Origin of the sequence: Arthrobacter sp. A2-55, from assembly GCF_025548615.1 — a bacterium.
GTDB lineage: Bacteria > Actinomycetota > Actinomycetes > Actinomycetales > Micrococcaceae > Specibacter > Specibacter silviterrae.
In genome coordinates this window covers 1-14,814 of sequence record NZ_JAJLOZ010000062.1, presented here as the reverse complement: position 1 = coordinate 14,814, position 14,814 = coordinate 1, and the positions used below count along the sequence as shown (strand labels likewise).

Genomic DNA, 14,814 nt, shown 5'->3' with positions numbered 1-14,814 from the left:
TGTTCTGCTATTGCTTCGCTAAAGTCGAGAGGTTGAAAAATCCCTAAGATTGAGCGATTTCCATGAACCTGTTCCGCACCAAATCCATTGAACATTCCCTGGCTGACGCCGATGAACCGGGCCGGACCCTTAAACGGTCGCTGAGCACGTGGGACCTGATGATCATGGGCATCGCGGTGGCCGTGGGCGCGGGCATCTTCTCCGTTGGTGCCAAGGCCGCGGCAAACTACGCCGGCCCGGCTGTGACAATTTCGTTTGTGCTGGCCGCTGTCACCTGCGCGCTGGCGGTCATGTGCTACGCCGAATTTGCCACCGCCATCCCCGTCACGGGCAGCGCCTATGTGTTCACCTATGCCACCATGGGCGAGCTCATGGCCTGGATCATCGGCTGGAACCTGATCCTGGAACTCCTCATGGCGGCCTCCGTCATTGCGAAGTACTGGGGCGTGTACCTGAGCAACTTCCTGGAAGTTGTGAACGTTGACATCCCCTCCAACTTCTCCGTGCTGGGGCTGACGGTTTATTGGGGTCCTCTGGTGGTCGTGGCGGCGTTTACGGTGGTGCTGGTTCTGGGCACCAAGCTGTCCGCCCGGATCAACAACGTGTTCACCATGATCAAGATCGCCATTGTGCTCTTTGTCATTGTGGTGGGATTCTTCTACGTCAAGGCAGCCAACTTCGCCCCCTTCGTCCCCGGCTCGGAACCTGCACCGTCCACGGACACGTCCTGGGCCACGCAGCCGTTCCTGTCCTTTTTGACCGGTGCGAACCCGGCCATGTACGGCTTCACGGGAATCATTTCCGGGGCGGCCCTGGTGTTCTTCGCGTTCATCGGCTTTGACGTGGTGGCCACCAGCGCTGAGGAAGTCAAGAACCCGGCCAAGACGCTGCCACGGGGCATCTTCGCCGGCCTGGGCGTCGTCACCATCCTTTACATCTTGGTCACCTTAGTGGTGACGGGCATGGTGTCCTACAAGGACCTGGCCAAGCAGGCTGAACCGTCCCTGGCCAGTGCCTTCCAGCTGGTCCATGCAGACTGGGCGGTGGTCATCATTTCGCTCGGCTCCCTCATTGGCCTGACCACGGTGATCATGGTGCTGCTCATGGGCCTGGCCCGGGTGAGCATGGCCATGAGCCGCGACGGCATGCTGCCGCGCGCCCTGAGCCGGACCTCCGACAAACATGGCACGCCGGCCAGGACGCAGATCATCTGTGGCGGCGTTGTCGCCATCCTTGCCGGGTTCACCCCTGTCGAGTTGCTCAGCGAAATGATCAACATCGGCACGCTGAGCGCCTTTGTCATGGTGAGCATCGGCATCCTGGTGCTTCGGCACAAGCGGCCGGACCTCAAGCCGTCCTTCCGGGTGCCCCTTGGGCCGGTCATTCCGGTCTTGTCAGCGGTCCTGTGCATCTACCTGATGTTCAACCTCGCGACTGTGACGTGGGTGTTCTTCGCCGTGTGGGTTGCCGTGGGCCTGGTCATCTACTTTTCCTACGGGCACTGGAACTCGCGCCTGCGCCGTGAAGAAGCCGAGGGCCTTGCCCCTGCCGTGCCGGCAGCCCTGCGCGGTTAAGGAACTGGCATGAGCCGGCGGGCAGCTGACATTTCGGGGGTGGCCCCTGAATCCGTGCTGCTCGCCGGCGCCGGGCGGGCCATCCTGCTCCAGCTCGCCAACCCGGCAGTGGGCCGCGGAGTGGCATTGCACTCGAACTTTGCTGCAGACCCCCTCCGTCGCCTGTACGGGACCCTCAGTTATGTTTATGCCCTGACCAATGGCAGTCCGGCCCAACAAAGGACGGTCAAGGCGAGGGTCCAGCGGGCCCACCTGCCCGTCAAGGGGGACGGGTCAGGGGCCCAGCCTGCCTTTGACGCCGCAGACCCCCAGCTCCAGCTCTGGGTGGCCGCCACGCTGTACGACTCCGGCATGCAGGTGCACGACGCCGTGTTCGGGCCGCTGCCGCCTGGCGCGGCCGAGTCCCTGTACCGCCAGTACGGGGTGCTGGGAACGGCCCTGGGCATGCCTGCGGCACTGTGGCCCGCAACCCGCTCCGATTTTGCCGCCTACTGGAATGCGCGCCTTGCCGAATTGAGCGTCGACGGCACCGTTCAGGCAGTGGCTGAAGAACTCCTGGCCGCAACAAACGCACCCTTGTGGGTCAAGGCGCTCATGCCGCTGGCGCGGTTCCTGACGGTGGGCCTGCTCCCGCCCTCCGTCCGGGAGCTCTACGGATTCCGGTGGTCCCGGCGCAATGAAGTTTTGCTGGGGGTGTTCTTCAAGTTCGCGGCCATCCTGGTCCGGATCACGCCCGCCCGGATCCGCCACGCCCCGATGCACTATTACCTCAAACGGCTCGGCTGAATCGAGTCTCCGCGGCCGGCGTTCAGGGAACCAGGAGGGTTGGGATGCACAGGATGGCAGGGTCGCCGGCGGTGTTGATTCCGCGGCAACGGGACCTGACCGTCGGTCGCGACTTTGGGGGTTGACTTTGCATGGACCCCAGCGTTGACTTTCCACTATGGAAAATGACTCGGCGAACGCAATGGACTCACTATCCGCAATTCGCCAGGGGCATGAACGGGCCACCGTGCACACCCGTGCTCCGTGGTGGTACTACCCGATCCTGGGCGTTGGTTATGCGCTATTGGGCCTTGCTTCCGCGTTGAGCGGTTCGATCATCCGAACCATTGCCCTGATTGCGTTCCTGGCCGCCTCGAAGCTGTTGCAGAGAGGCTTCCGGCGTGCGACTGGCGTGTGGGTTGGGGGTTTGCGAAGCGGGGCTGCTTCGTGGTGGTCGATTGGGTTTCTGTTGGTATCGCTTGGCACAATCAGTGCTGGCTGTTTGGTCAGCGACCATATTGGAAAGGCCTGGCCAACGTGGATCATGGCTGTTCTAGTCTGGCTTGAAACACTCCTTTACGGATTCCTCTTTGACCACGCGCTTCGGCGACAACTGCGTCCGGCTCTCTCATGACCACAGCAATGGATGGCTTCAACGACACGATCCACCCGCCGAGACGGTTGTTTATTTGCTCGTTCTTGGCCACCGTCGACGAGGCTGAATTCGGCACCTTGCGGGATGCTGCAGGCATCAGCGATTCATCCCTGAGTAAACACCTGTCAGCACTCTCGGGCGCTGGCTACGTGCGTATTCGAAAACCCACCGAACGAGGCCGCGTGCGCACCTGGGTGGCATTGACCGCCGAGGGGCGCCGGGCATTCGAAAAACACCGTCAAGCCCTTCGACGGCTATTGCGGGGGTAGCTCCCAACCTTCAGCCCTCAAAATCAAGGCCGGAATGCGCGGTCTTGCCATGCAGCTCCCAAGGCACCGCCGCCACCGTAAATCCGCCATCGGCCCCCGCTGGCCTGGGCTATGGAGCCGCGTACCGGATGGTCCAATCGACAAGGGGGCGCAGTTGTTCCCAGTGCCTGGCAACTTCATCCTTGGCATGGGCAGTGTCCATCCACTCCGGCTGTCCCAGGTGCATCGAAGCGCTGAGCGTCTTGTGTTTGAGCAGCTCCCCGCGCGGGTGGTCCTTGGGGAATCCGCGGGGAACAGTCTTGAGCTCCTGACCGTCAACAGAAAAACCGGACCCCGAAAGAGTTTCAACAATGCGGGCCAGTGCACCGCCGCTGGCGTGGGCGTCCACGGCCGTGCGGAAGCGGGCCAGCTGCGCCGGTGAGCTGGAATGGAAGCCGCCGCCCACCAGGAGGCCGTCGGCACTGACTTGGAGGTAGAAGCCCACGCCCTCATGGTTGGAAACGAACGCGCCCTGCGCCGTCTTGTAGGGGGACTTGTCCGGCGAAAAGCGCACGTCCCGGTATGGGCGGAACAACTTCGCCGGGCCAAAGACCGGGGCCAGACCGTCCAGGAGCGCTTCGAGCGGGCGCCTCACGGCGTCGTCGTAGGTGTCCTTGTGTGCCAGCCACCAGTCGCGGTTGTTGTTGTCCTCGAGTTCGGCGTAAAACCCGCTCGCGGCGGTGGGGATGCCCGTAAAAGTTTCCATGAAATGAGCCTACGGACATCCAAGTGTGTGCAACAGGGGGACCATGGAAGGTGTGGACAGCCGCAATGGCGGCCGTGCCTGTGGAGGGTTGATTGCTCAAGAAAGCTTTATTGGACTCAGTCCAAAAAGCATGAAAGGATGAAGACATGGTCGATGCAGGGGATCCAGGAGACATGTTGCGGGCAGCCCGGCTGCGCGTGACACGTCCGCGCCTTGCCGTGCTGGAGGCCGTCCGCGCCCATCCGCATGCGGATGCCGACACCATCATCGGTGTGGTCCGGGAAGGGCTTGGCACTGTTTCCAAGCAGGCCGTGTATGACGTTTTGGCGGCACTCACGGCGGCGCGGCTGGTGCACCGGATTGAGCCTTCGGGCTCGCCGGCGCGCTTCGAGGCCCGCGTTGGGGACAACCACCACCACGTGGTGTGCCGCAGCTGTGGCGAGATCGCCGACGTCGACTGTGCAGTGGGGGAGGCCCCGTGCCTGCATGCCTCCGACGACCACGGCTTCATGATCGATGAGGCCGAGGTCATCTACTGGGGCACCTGCCCGGACTGCGCGGCCAAGAACGCCCTGCCCAGCCCGTAAAGCTGCCCGTAGAGACTTGACTATCAATCCAATCCACAAGGAGCGAACATAAAGATGGCTAACGACAACACCTTGCCGCTGACCACTGTGGCCGGAGCACCGGTTGCCAACAACCAGGACAGCCTCACGGCCGGACCCCGCGGGCCCATGCTGCTCCAGGATGTCTGGTTCCTGGAAAAGATGGCGCACTTTGACCGCGAAGTCATCCCGGAGCGCCGCATGCACGCCAAGGGCTCCGGCGCCTTCGGCACACTGACCATCACCAATGACATCTCCCAGTACACCAGCGCGAAGGTGTTCTCCGAGGTGGGCAAGAAGACGGAGATGTTTGCCCGCTTCTCCACCGTGGCCGGCGAACGCGGCGCTGCCGACGCCGAACGCGACATCCGCGGCTTTGCCGTGAAGTTTTACACCGAGGAAGGCAACTGGGACCTGGTGGGCAACAACACCCCCGTCTTCTTCTTCCGCGACCCCCTGAAGTTCCCCGACCTCAACCACGCAGTGAAGCGTGACCCGCGCACCAACCTGCGCAGTGCCGAGAACAACTGGGACTTCTGGACCAACCTGCCCGAGTCCCTGCACCAGGTCACCATTGTCATGTCGGACCGCGGCATCCCGGCGTCCTACCGCCACATGCACGGCTTCGGCTCGCACACCTACTCGCTGATCAATGCTGAAGGCGAGCGCTTCTGGGTCAAGTTCCACCACGTTACGCAGCAGGGCATCAAGAACCTCACGGATGAGGAAGCCGGCGCCCTGGTCGGCTCGGATCGCGAGTCCCACCAGCGCGACCTTTTCGACTCGATCGAGAACGGCGACTTCCCGAAGTGGAAGCTGATGGTCCAGGTCATGCCGGAGGCCGACGCCGAGACCTACAAGTACCACCCCTTTGACTTGACCAAGGTCTGGTCCAAGAAGGACTACCCCCTCATCGAGGTGGGCGAGTGGGAACTGAACCGCAACGCAGAGAACTACTTTGCCGACGTCGAGCAGGCAGCGTTCTCCCCGGCCAACGTGGTCCCGGGCATCAGCTTCTCCCCGGACCGGATGCTCCAGGGCCGGCTCTTCTCCTACGGGGACGCGCAGCGCTACCGCCTCGGCGTGAACCACCACCAGATCCCGGTGAACGCCCCGAAGGCGCCCGTCAACTCCTACCACCGTGACGGTGCCATGCGCGTTGACGGCAACCAGGGCCGCACGCCCAGCATCGAGCCGAACTCCTACAGCCGCTGGAGCCAGCAGTCAGCCTACGCAGACCCCGCGCTCGCAGTCGGCGCCATCGCGGACCGCTTTAACTACCGCGAGGACGACGCCAACTACTTCGAGCAGCCCGGAATCCTGTTCCGCGAGAAGATGAGCGAAGAGCAGCGCCAGGTCCTGTTCGAGAACACTGCCCGTGCCATCGACGGCGCCTCCCAGGCAACCATTGAGCGCCACATCTACAACTGCACCCAGGCAGACCCCGCCTACGGTGAAGGAGTGCGCAAGGCCATCGAGGCCCTGCAGGCGTCCAAGTAGCCCCTGCGCCAAGTACGACGGCGGCACCCGACTTTCGCATCAAGCGGAAGGCGGGTGCCGCCGTCGTTTCGCAACGCCTCGACGCTCCCTCACCAAATGGGGCATTCTCGCGATCGCTCCCTCACCAAGTGGGATCCTTTCCGATGTCTGGACACGCTGACCCGCCCGATGAGGGAGCGTCGGCCAAAACGCCTCGAAAAGTGAGGGAGGGCCGGGGTAAAAAGCGCGAAAGGTGAGGGAGGGTCGCTTGGGGAGGTTAGGGGAGGAGGTGTTCGCGGCCGAACATTGCGGCGGCGGCACGGGCTGTTGGGGTACCGGAGTCGAGGTCGGCGCCGGCTGCCACCAGCAGGGCCACCACGGCTTCCTCGCCCTTGAACAGGGCGCCGGCAACGGGGGACTGGTCGCGGCCATTGCGGATGTTGGCGTCAGCGCCGCGGTCCAGCAGCATCTTCACCGTCTCGGGACGGCCGCTGTAGGCCGCCAGCATGAGCAGGGTGTTCCCGCCTGCATCCTGGACGTCTGCGTCCAGGCCGTGGTCCAGGAACTCCGCGAGCTCGGCGGTCTTGCCTTCGCGGGCCAGGTCCATGGCGAGGGCAATGACCTTGGCGGCCTGTTCGTCACTGAGCGAAGAAGTGGAAGTCATGTGTCCACAGTAGGCGATGGGCCGCCTGGTTTCCCATCCAGGGCCGCCCCGCGCGGCAGGTCCAGGCCGGCTGCAACGAAATCGCGTGGCAAGCCGTCAGCTTCGCCACGCCGGCGGGTGAAGAGGTGCAGCGTGGCGGGATCCGGGGCGTCCCAAATATCCGTGGCCCACACGGTGCATCCGTGGGCGGCCGGGCGTGCATGGGAGCCGAAGCGTTGGAGCGTGCCGGCCAGCTCCACCACGGACGCCGGGGCCAGCCGGTCAAGGGTTGGGGCCGGGAACCGTGGAATGGCCGTCCAGTGCCCGACTCGGAAAGGTTCGCCGGAAATGGGCCGCACCGGCTCAATGTGAAAGGGGCGGTCCTCCCAGCCCGGGGGTTCCCACGACCGGTCCTGGCCCGGCGCCGGGTCCCCGGGCCGGCGGCCGGGCAGGGGGCCCGGCAGGGGGCTGGGCAGTGGATCAGGGGGAGAAGCGTCGGCCTCCGCGGGCCATTCCTGGCCGGCCCGTTCGGTCCCGGCCAGCCAGCTGCGAAGTTCCGTATCGAGCGCCTCGGTTCCCGCCGCCGCAGTCCTCTGGTGGGCCGGCAAGCGCAAGGCGGTGGCCGCCGTCGTGCTTCCCGGCCAGTGGAAAAAGAGGTGGAGGGTGGGCGTGGACGTTTCTGCGAGTGGTTCGCCATCGGCGTCGCCCACTGGCTGCCAGTTCAGGGACATGTACAGTTGCGCGGCGGTGGCGCCGCGCAACGCGGTCAGTGCCCTGCGCAAGCGGCCGTAGGAGTGCAGGAGGCCGGCGGCGGAATCGGGGCCGAAGGCGATGGCCGGATCGTTGAGGCGGAGCACCAGATGCCCCTCCGTGAGTGGGAACTTGGGCCGCCTGGCGCTCCAGAATGTGGAGGAATACAGCTGCGTTTGAAGCTGAGGCATGATGTTCCCCTTCCAGCGCGCCCGGAGTCCGTTGGTGCATTGCCAGCATAGCCGAGGGAACGGGCCGCCCGGATAGGCTGGGCTGGTGCCAAAACTGTTTGCCGACGTGACCCCGCTAAGGGAGAGTCCGGCCTTCCGCAGGTTGTGGATGGGCAACGGGCTGTCCTCGATCGGCACCCAGCTGACCGTGGTGGCCGTGAGCCTGGAGGTGTATGACCTCACCGGCTCCACGCTGGCCGTGGGCATGCTTGGCTTGGTGGCGCTGGTTCCGCTGGTGTTTGCAGGCCTTTATGGTGGCGCCATTGCCGACGCCCATGACCGGCGCCGGGTGGCCCTGATGTCCTCCACAGTGCTCTGGCTGGTGACCATCGGCATTGCCCTGCAGGCCTGGCTGGGGGTGGGCAGCGTGTGGCTGTTGTACGGCCTGGTGGCGGTGCAGTCCGCGGCAGCCGGTGTCAACGGTTCGGCCCGCAGCGCCATCGTTCCCCGCCTGGTGCGGCTGGACCTGCTGCCGGCCGCGAATGCGCTGAGCATGATTGTCATGGGGCTGGGCACCACCATCGGCCCCCTGATGGCGGGCATCCTGGTGGCCAATGTGGGCTACGGCTGGACCTACACCGTGGATGTGCTGACCTTCACAGCCTCACTGTGGGCCCTGTTCAAGCTCCCGCCGCTGCCGCCGCTGGCCAGGGACGACGGCGGCGAAGTGGGGCGGGCTGGGCTCAAGTCGGTGCTGGAGGGCTTCGCGTTTCTGGGCAGCCGCAAGAACGTCCGGATGACGTTTTTGGTGGACATGTGCGCCATGGTGTTCGCCCTGCCGAGGGCGCTGCTGCCGGCCATCGGGGCCGTGTGGCTGGGTGGCGGGGAGCAGACGGCCGGGATCCTGCTGGCCTCCATCGCGGCGGGCTCGTTTTTGGCGGCGCTGTTTTCGGGACCGCTGGGCGGGGTGCGGCGCCAGGGCCTGGCCGTGGTCTGGTCGATCACGCTCTGGGGTGCGGCCATTGTTGCGCTGGGCGGCGCAGTCCTGGCCGGCGGACGCCACGCACACGACGCCGGAACCTCGCCCTGGCTGGTGGCCGCCGTGGCCGCCCTGGTGGTGGCGGGCGTGGCGGATTCCATCAGTTCGGTGTTCCGCTCCACCATCCTGCAGTCAGCAACCCCGGACCATCTCCGGGGGCGGCTGCAGGGCATCTTCGTGGTGGTCGTGACGGGCGGCCCGCGATTGGGGGACGTATTTTCCGGTTCCATGGGGCAGTGGCGCGGGGAAGGATGGGCAGCTGTCATTGGCGGCCTGCTGTGCGTGGCGGCAGTGTGGACGCTGGCATGGTGGCAACGCGGGTTCATCCGCTATGACGCCCGCCACCCCGAGCCCTGAACCGGGAACAACCACCCTGGATGGCTCGTTTAACGAAGGACAGCGGCTTTGAATGAAAGGGATGGATTGTGCACAGGCACTTCAACGGAGTGAAGACCGCAGCGCTTTTTGGGGTGCTGTGGGCCGTTCTGCTGGGCATTGGCGCCATCATCGCCGGGAGCACCCGCAGCGCCGCACCGCTGTGGATCTTTGCGCTGATTGGCGTTGGTACCACGGCCTACGGCTACTGGAACAGCGACAAGATCGCCATCCGCTCCATGCAGGCCTATCCCGTGACGGAAGCGCAGGCGCCGGGGATCTACCGCATTGTCCGTGAACTCTCCGGCCGGGCCAACCAGCCCATGCCTGCCATCTACATTTCACCCACGCAGGCGCCCAACGCCTTCGCCACCGGCCGCAACCCCCAGCATGCCGCAGTCTGCTGCACTGAGGGCATTCTCAACCTCCTGGACGAACGCGAACTGCGGGGCGTGCTGGGCCACGAGCTGATGCACGTCTACAACCGGGACATCCTCACGTCTTCGGTGGCGGCTGCCGTGGCCGGCGTCATCACGTCCGTGGCGCAGATGATGCTGTTCTTTGGCGGCGGCGACCGCAGGAACGCCAACCCGCTGGCCATGATCGCCATGGCCCTGCTGGCACCCATGGCGGCCTCCATGATCCAGCTGGCCATCAGCCGCACCCGTGAATACGACGCCGACGAAGACGGTGCCAAGCTGACAGACGACCCCCTGGCGCTCGCCTCGGCCCTGCGCAAGCTGGAAGTGGGCGTCCAGCAGGCGCCCTTGCCGGAGGAACAAAACCTGGTCAACACCAGCCACCTCATGATCGCGAACCCGTTCCGCAACGGCGGCGCCCGCAAGCTGTTCTCCACCCACCCGCCCATGGCCGACCGGATTGCACGCCTGGAAAAGATGGCCGGCCGGCCGCTGGGCTGAAGGGCTCCGGCTGCGGCCTTAGGCGAAGCCGGCCAGGACCAGCGCGGCGTGGGTGAGCGTTTCGCGCCCCGTCGTGGCATGGGGCGACAGGCGGATGCGGTGCCTCCCATGCAGGGTGGCGGTGATGCCGGCCAGGGCAAGCGCCGCATGTGCCTCTGCGGCGTTGCCGTCGGGAAAGCCGGCCACCACAATCCCGGCCCGCTGCCCAACGTGACGCGGAGAGAAGACTTCCACGCCGGCGTCGTCCAGGCATTGAATAAGGAAACCGGCGGAGGCCTCAATGTGCGCCGCAATCCGCCCGATCCCCGCCTCCTCCACCAGCTCCAGCGCCGCGGCGAAGGCTCCGGTGGCAAAAGGGGAAAGGTTGGTGACGCCGTACTTGAGGGCGTCAGTGCGCGGTGAATGCTCGACGGCGTCGTACGTGGTGGGATCCTCGACGCCGGTCCAGCCGCCCAATGCCGGGCGGATCCGCTCCAATGCGCGGGCGGACAGCGCCATGGCGCCGGCTCCCCAACCGCCCCGCACCCACTTTTGGCTGCCGGTGACAATGGCGTCTGCCACGGTCCAGTCGGCCTCCACGGCACCAAATCCCTGGATGGCATCGACGAGCAGCAGCCTGCCCTCCCCGATCACTTCGCGAAGGGCCGGAAGGTCGGCGCGCCGGCCCGTGCGGAAGTCCACGGCACTCACGGCCACGGCCGTGACATCAGGCGCCAAGTGCTCGGCAACGAGCTCCGGCGTCACTGGCACGTCAGCGGCACCCATGAGCCTCACATCGAGCTGCCCGGCCTGCTGTGCCCGCAGCCAGGGGTACACATTGGCCGGGAACTCGGCTGCCCCGACGAGCACAGCGCCCTGCGTGCCGAACGCCAGCTGGAACAGCCCGTAGGAGGCAGCCGGGACCAGTGCAACATTGTCCAGGGGGAAGCCCGACAGGCGGGAGAAGGCCACCCTGGCCCGGACATCCTCGGAATGCAACCGCCCGCTGGCACCCACCGCGCCCTGGGCGGCGTCGGCCATCAAGGCGGCTGCGGTCTCCAGGACGTGATTGGACGGCGGCCCGTAGCTGGCGAAGTTCAGGTAGCCCTCCTCCTCGCTAAAAGCGGCCACGTAGCTGGCTGGAAGTACTGATGGTGCCTGCATGGTCTGGGCTCCTCGCGATGGGTTTTTGGGGACTGCACCATCCGTGACTGCGCGTTCCCGTAACTGCACAAAACGTTAGCGCACGCAGCGGCCTTCAAGGTTCTGGGACAGAATGGGGGTATGCGATTGATCCTGATTCGACACGGCCAGACCTCCAGCAACATCAAAAGCCTGCTGGACACCGCCGTCCCCGGTCCCGGGCTGACCCCCCTGGGGCTGCGCCAGGCTGCCGCGGTGCCTGCAGCCCTGGACGGAACCCGGGTGGATGCCCTGTATGTTTCCAACCTGACGCGTACAGCCCTGACGGCAGTGCCGCTGGCCGCCCAACGGCAACTGGTGCCGCTGGTCCGCGACGGGCTGCGCGAAATCAGTGCCGGCTCCCTGGAAATGAAGGGGGACAAGGAATCGCTCACGGCCTACCTTGAAACCGTCAAGGCGTGGCTGACGGGCAATTTGGGCGTCCGCATGCCCGGCGCGGACACAGGCGCGGAAGTGCTTGAGCGGTTTGACGCGGTGGTGGAAGAGGCCGCGGCCGCCGGGGCGGGTTCCGTGGCCATGGTCAGCCACGGTGCCATGATCAGGTTCTGGGCCGGCCACCGCAGCACCAACATCGACTGGCTCGATGAAAAGTACCATGAGCTCTCCAACACCGGCATCGTCACGCTGGAAGGGGTGCCCGGCGGCGGGCCGGCCCGGGGCGGCTGGACGGTGACGGACTGGCACGGGATGCCGGCCGGCGGTTTGGCAGGTTCGGACTTTGACGGCCCGGCAGCGGAGCTTGCGGCCGAACAGTTCGCCAGTCACGGCGGAACCTCGCCCAACGGCCGGGACCGGGCCGGCAGTGTCCAGGAATAAGCCCTCGGCGCGGCGCGGCGGCACGGAGGCCGGCGCGGCTGGCGTGCAGGTCCCGTTCAGCACGGTCAACCTGTGGCGGCTAAAAAAACTCAGCTGGGTGTGGCTCGCAACGGCGGCGGTCTGCATTGCCCTGTTGGCTGTCGGGGCGCCCCTGAACACCAGCGTCTACCGGATGGTGCTGCCCTTTGGCCTGGGCATGGCCATCCTGCACGCGGCATCCCTGGGCCTCACGGCGGCGCGGCCAATTGCCGGGGTGCTGGTGTCGCTGGTCCCCATGATTGTCATGCCCATGGTGTCCAATCCCGTGGGCTCGGTGCCCATGCCGTTCACCGTGGTGGCGATGGTCACCCAGGTCCTGGTGATCTGCGTGGCCGGGCTGCGCAGCCACTGGATGATTGCGGCAACCGCCTGGCTGCTGAGCGTTGGCGTGGGCGTGATGTCCAACTACTGGTCCATGCCGCACGGCCAGACCGAGGGCGCCCAAATCAACGTGGTGATCTTCGCGGCAGTGTCCGGCGGGCTGCTGGTGGCGTCCGTCGTGGCGCAGCAGTGGCAGCACCTGCGCGCCGAACTTGCCGCCGAGCGCACGGTCAGCGCCGAGGAACAGTCGCGGCGCCGGCTGGCCGAGGAGCGCACCCGCATCGCCCGCGAGCTGCACGACGTGGTGGCCCACGGCATGTCCGTGGTGGTGGTCCAGGCGACGACGGCGGCCTACCGGCACCCGGGCCTGTCCGAGGAACTCAAGCAGGAATTTGACGACATCGCGGACAACTCACGCCGGGCCATGACCGAAATGCGCAGCATGCTCGGCTCCCTGCGCAACTCCGGTTCCGGGCGCGAATTGGGACCCCAGCCCGGGCTGGGGGACCTGCCCGGGCTGCTGGCCTCCGCCCGCAAGGCGGGAGTGAGCGTCCAGGACCCCGACATGTCCGGCGTGGACCTGGGCAGCGTGGGCGAGGTGGTGGCACTGACCACCTACCGCATTGTCCAGGAGGCGCTGAGCAACGTGGTCCGGCACGCGCCGGGCGCCGTGGTCACCATCACCTTTGAAACCACTGCCGACCACCTGGAGTTCTCGGTGGTCAACTCTCCCTCGGCCATCGGTGCCGTGATGGCACAGCTGGACCGCGGCGGGCATGTGGGGCAGGGGCTGATCGGCATGCGGGAGCGGGCCACCATTGTGGGGGGATCCATCTTTTGCACCCCGATTCCCGGCGGCGGGTTTTCCGTCGCGGCAACCTTCCCCCTGACCAGCGTGGGCAAGGGCCGCAACGGGAAGGGGCTGGCGTGAACATTCGAGTATTGGTCGTTGACGACCAGGCCATGGTGCGCCAGGGCTTCGCCGCGTTGCTGGGCGCACAGCCGGACATTGACATTGTTGGCCAGGCCGAGGACGGCGCCCAGGCAGTCGCCATGGCCGCGGCGGAACAGCCGGATGTGGTGCTGATGGATGTGCGCATGCCCGTCATGGACGGGCTCGAGGCGGCCAGGCGGATCCTGGCGGACCCTCCAGGCCGCGGGGGGCAGGGCATCCATGTGCTCATGCTGACCACCTTTGACGTGGACGACTACGTCTACGACGCCCTCAAGCTGGGGGCCAGCGGTTTCCTGCTCAAGGACGCCCTCGCCGATGAACTGGTGGCGGCCGTGCGGATTGTCGCGTCCGGGGATGCACTGCTGGCCCCGTCGGTGACGCGCCGGCTCATTGAGCAATTTGCCCACGCAGCACCCCGCCTGGAGCTGTCCCGTGAACGGCTGGAAGGGTTGACCGAACGGGAGCTGGAGGTCATGACGTTGGTGGGGCGCGGGCTCTCCAACCACGAAATTGCGGCGGAACTGTTCATTGCCCAGCAAACGGTCAAGACGCACGTGAGCAAAATCCTGGCGAAGCTGAGGCTTCGCGACCGGGTGCAAATGGTGGTGCTCGCCTATGACACCGGGCTGGTCCAGCCCGGTGCCTAGGCCTGGGGCTTAGCTTGCCGGCGGCTGCATGATCTTGAACATGGCCCCCGTGGGGTCGGTCAGCCCGGCCAAACGCCCAAACGGCGTGTCCTCGGCCGCCTGGATCACGGTGGCGCCCAGCGAGAGTGCCGTCGCCACGGCGGCGTCGGCGTCGTCCACCTGGAAGTAAACCTGCCAGTTGGAGGGGACCTGCTCGGGGAGGTCATTGGTGGCATCCATGACGCCAGCCAAGGCGCCCGGGCCCTCGCCCAGGGTTGAGTACTTGAATTCAGGGGTGTCGCTCATGACGGAGGTCTTCCAGCCGAAGACATCCTGGTAGAACTTGAGCGCGGCGGGGTAGTCCTTGGTCCAGAGTTCGTGCCAGTTGGCTGCGCCGCTCACGGCGTGGGCCTGGAAGCCCGTGTGCCCGCCAAATTCCCACACGCCCACTGATGCGCCGGACGGATCGCCCAGCATGGCCATCTTGCCCTGCTCCGGCACGTCCATGGGCGGCATGTACGTGACCCCGCCGCCAGCGGTGGCTGCGGCGACGGTGGCGTCAATGTCGTCAACGCGCAGGTAGGTGGACCACATGTCCGGATAGCCGCCGTCGTCCTGGCTGCTTTGCATCAGGCCTGCCACGGACTTCCCGTCCTTGAACGCCATGGTGTATCCGCCGTACTTTTCGACGTCGCCGGTTTCGTAGGTCCAGCCAAAGAGGGCCGTGTAGAACTCCTTCGCCTTTGCGGGGTCTGAGGTCATCAAGTCAACCCAGCAGGGTGCGCCGGCGGGGATCTCCGCAGTGCTCATTGGAACTCCTTTAAAGGTGGAATGAATGAGGAACAAGCCACGAGCCTATGCGCCTTGAAGCCCCGGGACAAGGGCA

General features: G+C 65.9%; 15 protein-coding genes. 10 read left to right on the top strand and 5 right to left on the bottom strand.

The features are described 5' to 3' along the window. Positions 1-62 precede the first annotated feature (62 nt). The 3 genes from LPN03_RS15705 to LPN03_RS15695 all read left to right on the top strand — a co-directional run bounded on the left by LPN03_RS15705 (position 63) and on the right by LPN03_RS15695 (position 3,263). Positions 63-1,574 (top strand): amino acid permease, encoded by a 1,512-nt coding sequence (locus tag LPN03_RS15705; RefSeq protein ID WP_262454947.1) that lies wholly within the window; start codon positions 63-65, stop codon positions 1,572-1,574. Between the two features lie 9 nt (positions 1,575-1,583). Continuing rightward, positions 1,584-2,360: an oxygenase MpaB family protein gene (locus tag LPN03_RS15700; RefSeq protein WP_262454946.1), complete on the top strand. Its 777-nt coding sequence runs from the start codon at positions 1,584-1,586 to the stop codon at positions 2,358-2,360. 609 nt (positions 2,361-2,969) lie between these two features. Continuing rightward, complete coding sequence (locus LPN03_RS15695) at positions 2,970-3,263, top strand: winged helix-turn-helix domain-containing protein (protein WP_262454945.1); 294 nt, start codon at positions 2,970-2,972, stop codon at positions 3,261-3,263. Positions 3,264-3,372: 109 nt separating this feature from the next. Here the strand turns inward: LPN03_RS15695 and LPN03_RS15690 are convergent, their stop codons facing one another. Then, the gene (locus LPN03_RS15690; RefSeq protein ID WP_262454944.1) at positions 3,373-4,008 is read right to left on the bottom strand and encodes a DUF2461 domain-containing protein; all 636 of its coding nucleotides are present in this window, start codon (positions 4,006-4,008) and stop codon (positions 3,373-3,375) included. Between the two features lie 146 nt (positions 4,009-4,154). Between LPN03_RS15690 and LPN03_RS15685 the strand changes: the two genes are divergently transcribed. Beyond that, positions 4,155-4,595 (top strand): Fur family transcriptional regulator, encoded by a 441-nt coding sequence (locus tag LPN03_RS15685; RefSeq protein WP_165183197.1) that lies wholly within the window; start codon positions 4,155-4,157, stop codon positions 4,593-4,595. 54 nt (positions 4,596-4,649) lie between these two features. Beyond that, entirely contained in the window at positions 4,650-6,113 is a 1,464-nt protein-coding gene (locus LPN03_RS15680; protein ID WP_262454943.1) for a catalase, read from the top strand. Positions 6,114-6,369: 256 nt separating this feature from the next. Here LPN03_RS15680 and LPN03_RS15675 read toward each other — a convergent pair whose 3' ends face one another. Then, the gene (locus tag LPN03_RS15675; RefSeq protein WP_165183195.1) at positions 6,370-6,756 is read right to left on the bottom strand and encodes an ankyrin repeat domain-containing protein; all 387 of its coding nucleotides are present in this window, start codon (positions 6,754-6,756) and stop codon (positions 6,370-6,372) included. Further along, positions 6,753-7,676, bottom strand: a complete 924-nt coding sequence (locus LPN03_RS15670) for a hypothetical protein (protein WP_262454942.1) — start codon at positions 7,674-7,676, stop codon at positions 6,753-6,755. The genes LPN03_RS15675 and LPN03_RS15670 overlap by 4 nt, the downstream gene beginning before the upstream one ends. A gap of 85 nt (positions 7,677-7,761) precedes the next feature. Between LPN03_RS15670 and LPN03_RS15665 the strand changes: the two genes are divergently transcribed. Together LPN03_RS15665 and htpX are read left to right on the top strand one after the other, a co-directional pair. Next, the gene (locus LPN03_RS15665) at positions 7,762-9,051 is read left to right on the top strand and encodes an MFS transporter (RefSeq protein WP_262454941.1); all 1,290 of its coding nucleotides are present in this window, start codon (positions 7,762-7,764) and stop codon (positions 9,049-9,051) included. 68 nt (positions 9,052-9,119) lie between these two features. Beyond that, on the top strand, positions 9,120-9,989 hold the full coding sequence (gene htpX / locus LPN03_RS15660; protein ID WP_262454939.1) for a zinc metalloprotease HtpX: 870 nt from the start codon (positions 9,120-9,122) through the stop codon (positions 9,987-9,989). An 18-nt stretch (positions 9,990-10,007) separates the two neighbouring features. On the opposite strand, the gene LPN03_RS15655 is transcribed toward htpX, so the two are convergent. Continuing rightward, positions 10,008-11,132: an aminotransferase class V-fold PLP-dependent enzyme gene (locus tag LPN03_RS15655; protein WP_262454938.1), complete on the bottom strand. Its 1,125-nt coding sequence runs from the start codon at positions 11,130-11,132 to the stop codon at positions 10,008-10,010. A gap of 120 nt (positions 11,133-11,252) precedes the next feature. Between LPN03_RS15655 and LPN03_RS15650 the strand changes: the two genes are divergently transcribed. Genes LPN03_RS15650 through LPN03_RS15640 form a run of 3 tightly spaced genes read left to right on the top strand, consistent with a single transcriptional unit; the run spans position 11,253 to position 13,949 of the window. Beyond that, positions 11,253-11,987, top strand: a complete 735-nt coding sequence (locus LPN03_RS15650) for a histidine phosphatase family protein (protein ID WP_262454937.1) — start codon at positions 11,253-11,255, stop codon at positions 11,985-11,987. Next, a complete protein-coding gene (locus LPN03_RS15645; protein WP_262454936.1) occupies positions 11,974-13,278 on the top strand; it encodes a sensor histidine kinase in 1,305 nt (434 codons plus the stop codon). The genes LPN03_RS15650 and LPN03_RS15645 overlap by 14 nt, the downstream gene beginning before the upstream one ends. After that, positions 13,275-13,949: a response regulator transcription factor gene (locus LPN03_RS15640; RefSeq protein ID WP_262454935.1), complete on the top strand. Its 675-nt coding sequence runs from the start codon at positions 13,275-13,277 to the stop codon at positions 13,947-13,949. The genes LPN03_RS15645 and LPN03_RS15640 overlap by 4 nt, the downstream gene beginning before the upstream one ends. A 9-nt stretch (positions 13,950-13,958) precedes the next feature. On the opposite strand, the gene LPN03_RS15635 is transcribed toward LPN03_RS15640, so the two are convergent. Beyond that, on the bottom strand, positions 13,959-14,738 hold the full coding sequence (locus tag LPN03_RS15635) for a VOC family protein (RefSeq protein ID WP_262454934.1): 780 nt from the start codon (positions 14,736-14,738) through the stop codon (positions 13,959-13,961). Between the last annotated feature and the right edge of the window lie 76 nt (positions 14,739-14,814).

Bases quoted from the DNA above. Each gene is read 5' to 3' on its own strand.
- LPN03_RS15700 (WP_262454946.1), top strand. From the start codon at position 1,584: ATGAGCCGGCGGGCAGCTGACATTTCGGGGGTGGCCCCTGAATCCGTG.
- LPN03_RS15695 (WP_262454945.1), top strand. From the start codon at position 2,970: ATGACCACAGCAATGGATGGCTTCAACGACACGATCCACCCGCCGAGA.
- LPN03_RS15685 (WP_165183197.1), top strand. From the start codon at position 4,155: ATGGTCGATGCAGGGGATCCAGGAGACATGTTGCGGGCAGCCCGGCTG.
- LPN03_RS15635 (WP_262454934.1), bottom strand. From the start codon at position 14,738: ATGAGCACTGCGGAGATCCCCGCCGGCGCACCCTGCTGGGTTGACTTG.
- LPN03_RS15650 (WP_262454937.1), top strand. From the start codon at position 11,253: ATGCGATTGATCCTGATTCGACACGGCCAGACCTCCAGCAACATCAAA.
- LPN03_RS15705 (WP_262454947.1), top strand. From the start codon at position 63: ATGAACCTGTTCCGCACCAAATCCATTGAACATTCCCTGGCTGACGCC.
- LPN03_RS15675 (WP_165183195.1), bottom strand. From the start codon at position 6,756: ATGACTTCCACTTCTTCGCTCAGTGACGAACAGGCCGCCAAGGTCATT.
- LPN03_RS15670 (WP_262454942.1), bottom strand. From the start codon at position 7,676: ATGCCTCAGCTTCAAACGCAGCTGTATTCCTCCACATTCTGGAGCGCC.
- LPN03_RS15690 (WP_262454944.1), bottom strand. From the start codon at position 4,008: ATGGAAACTTTTACGGGCATCCCCACCGCCGCGAGCGGGTTTTACGCC.
- LPN03_RS15655 (WP_262454938.1), bottom strand. From the start codon at position 11,132: ATGCAGGCACCATCAGTACTTCCAGCCAGCTACGTGGCCGCTTTTAGC.
- LPN03_RS15680 (WP_262454943.1), top strand. From the start codon at position 4,650: ATGGCTAACGACAACACCTTGCCGCTGACCACTGTGGCCGGAGCACCG.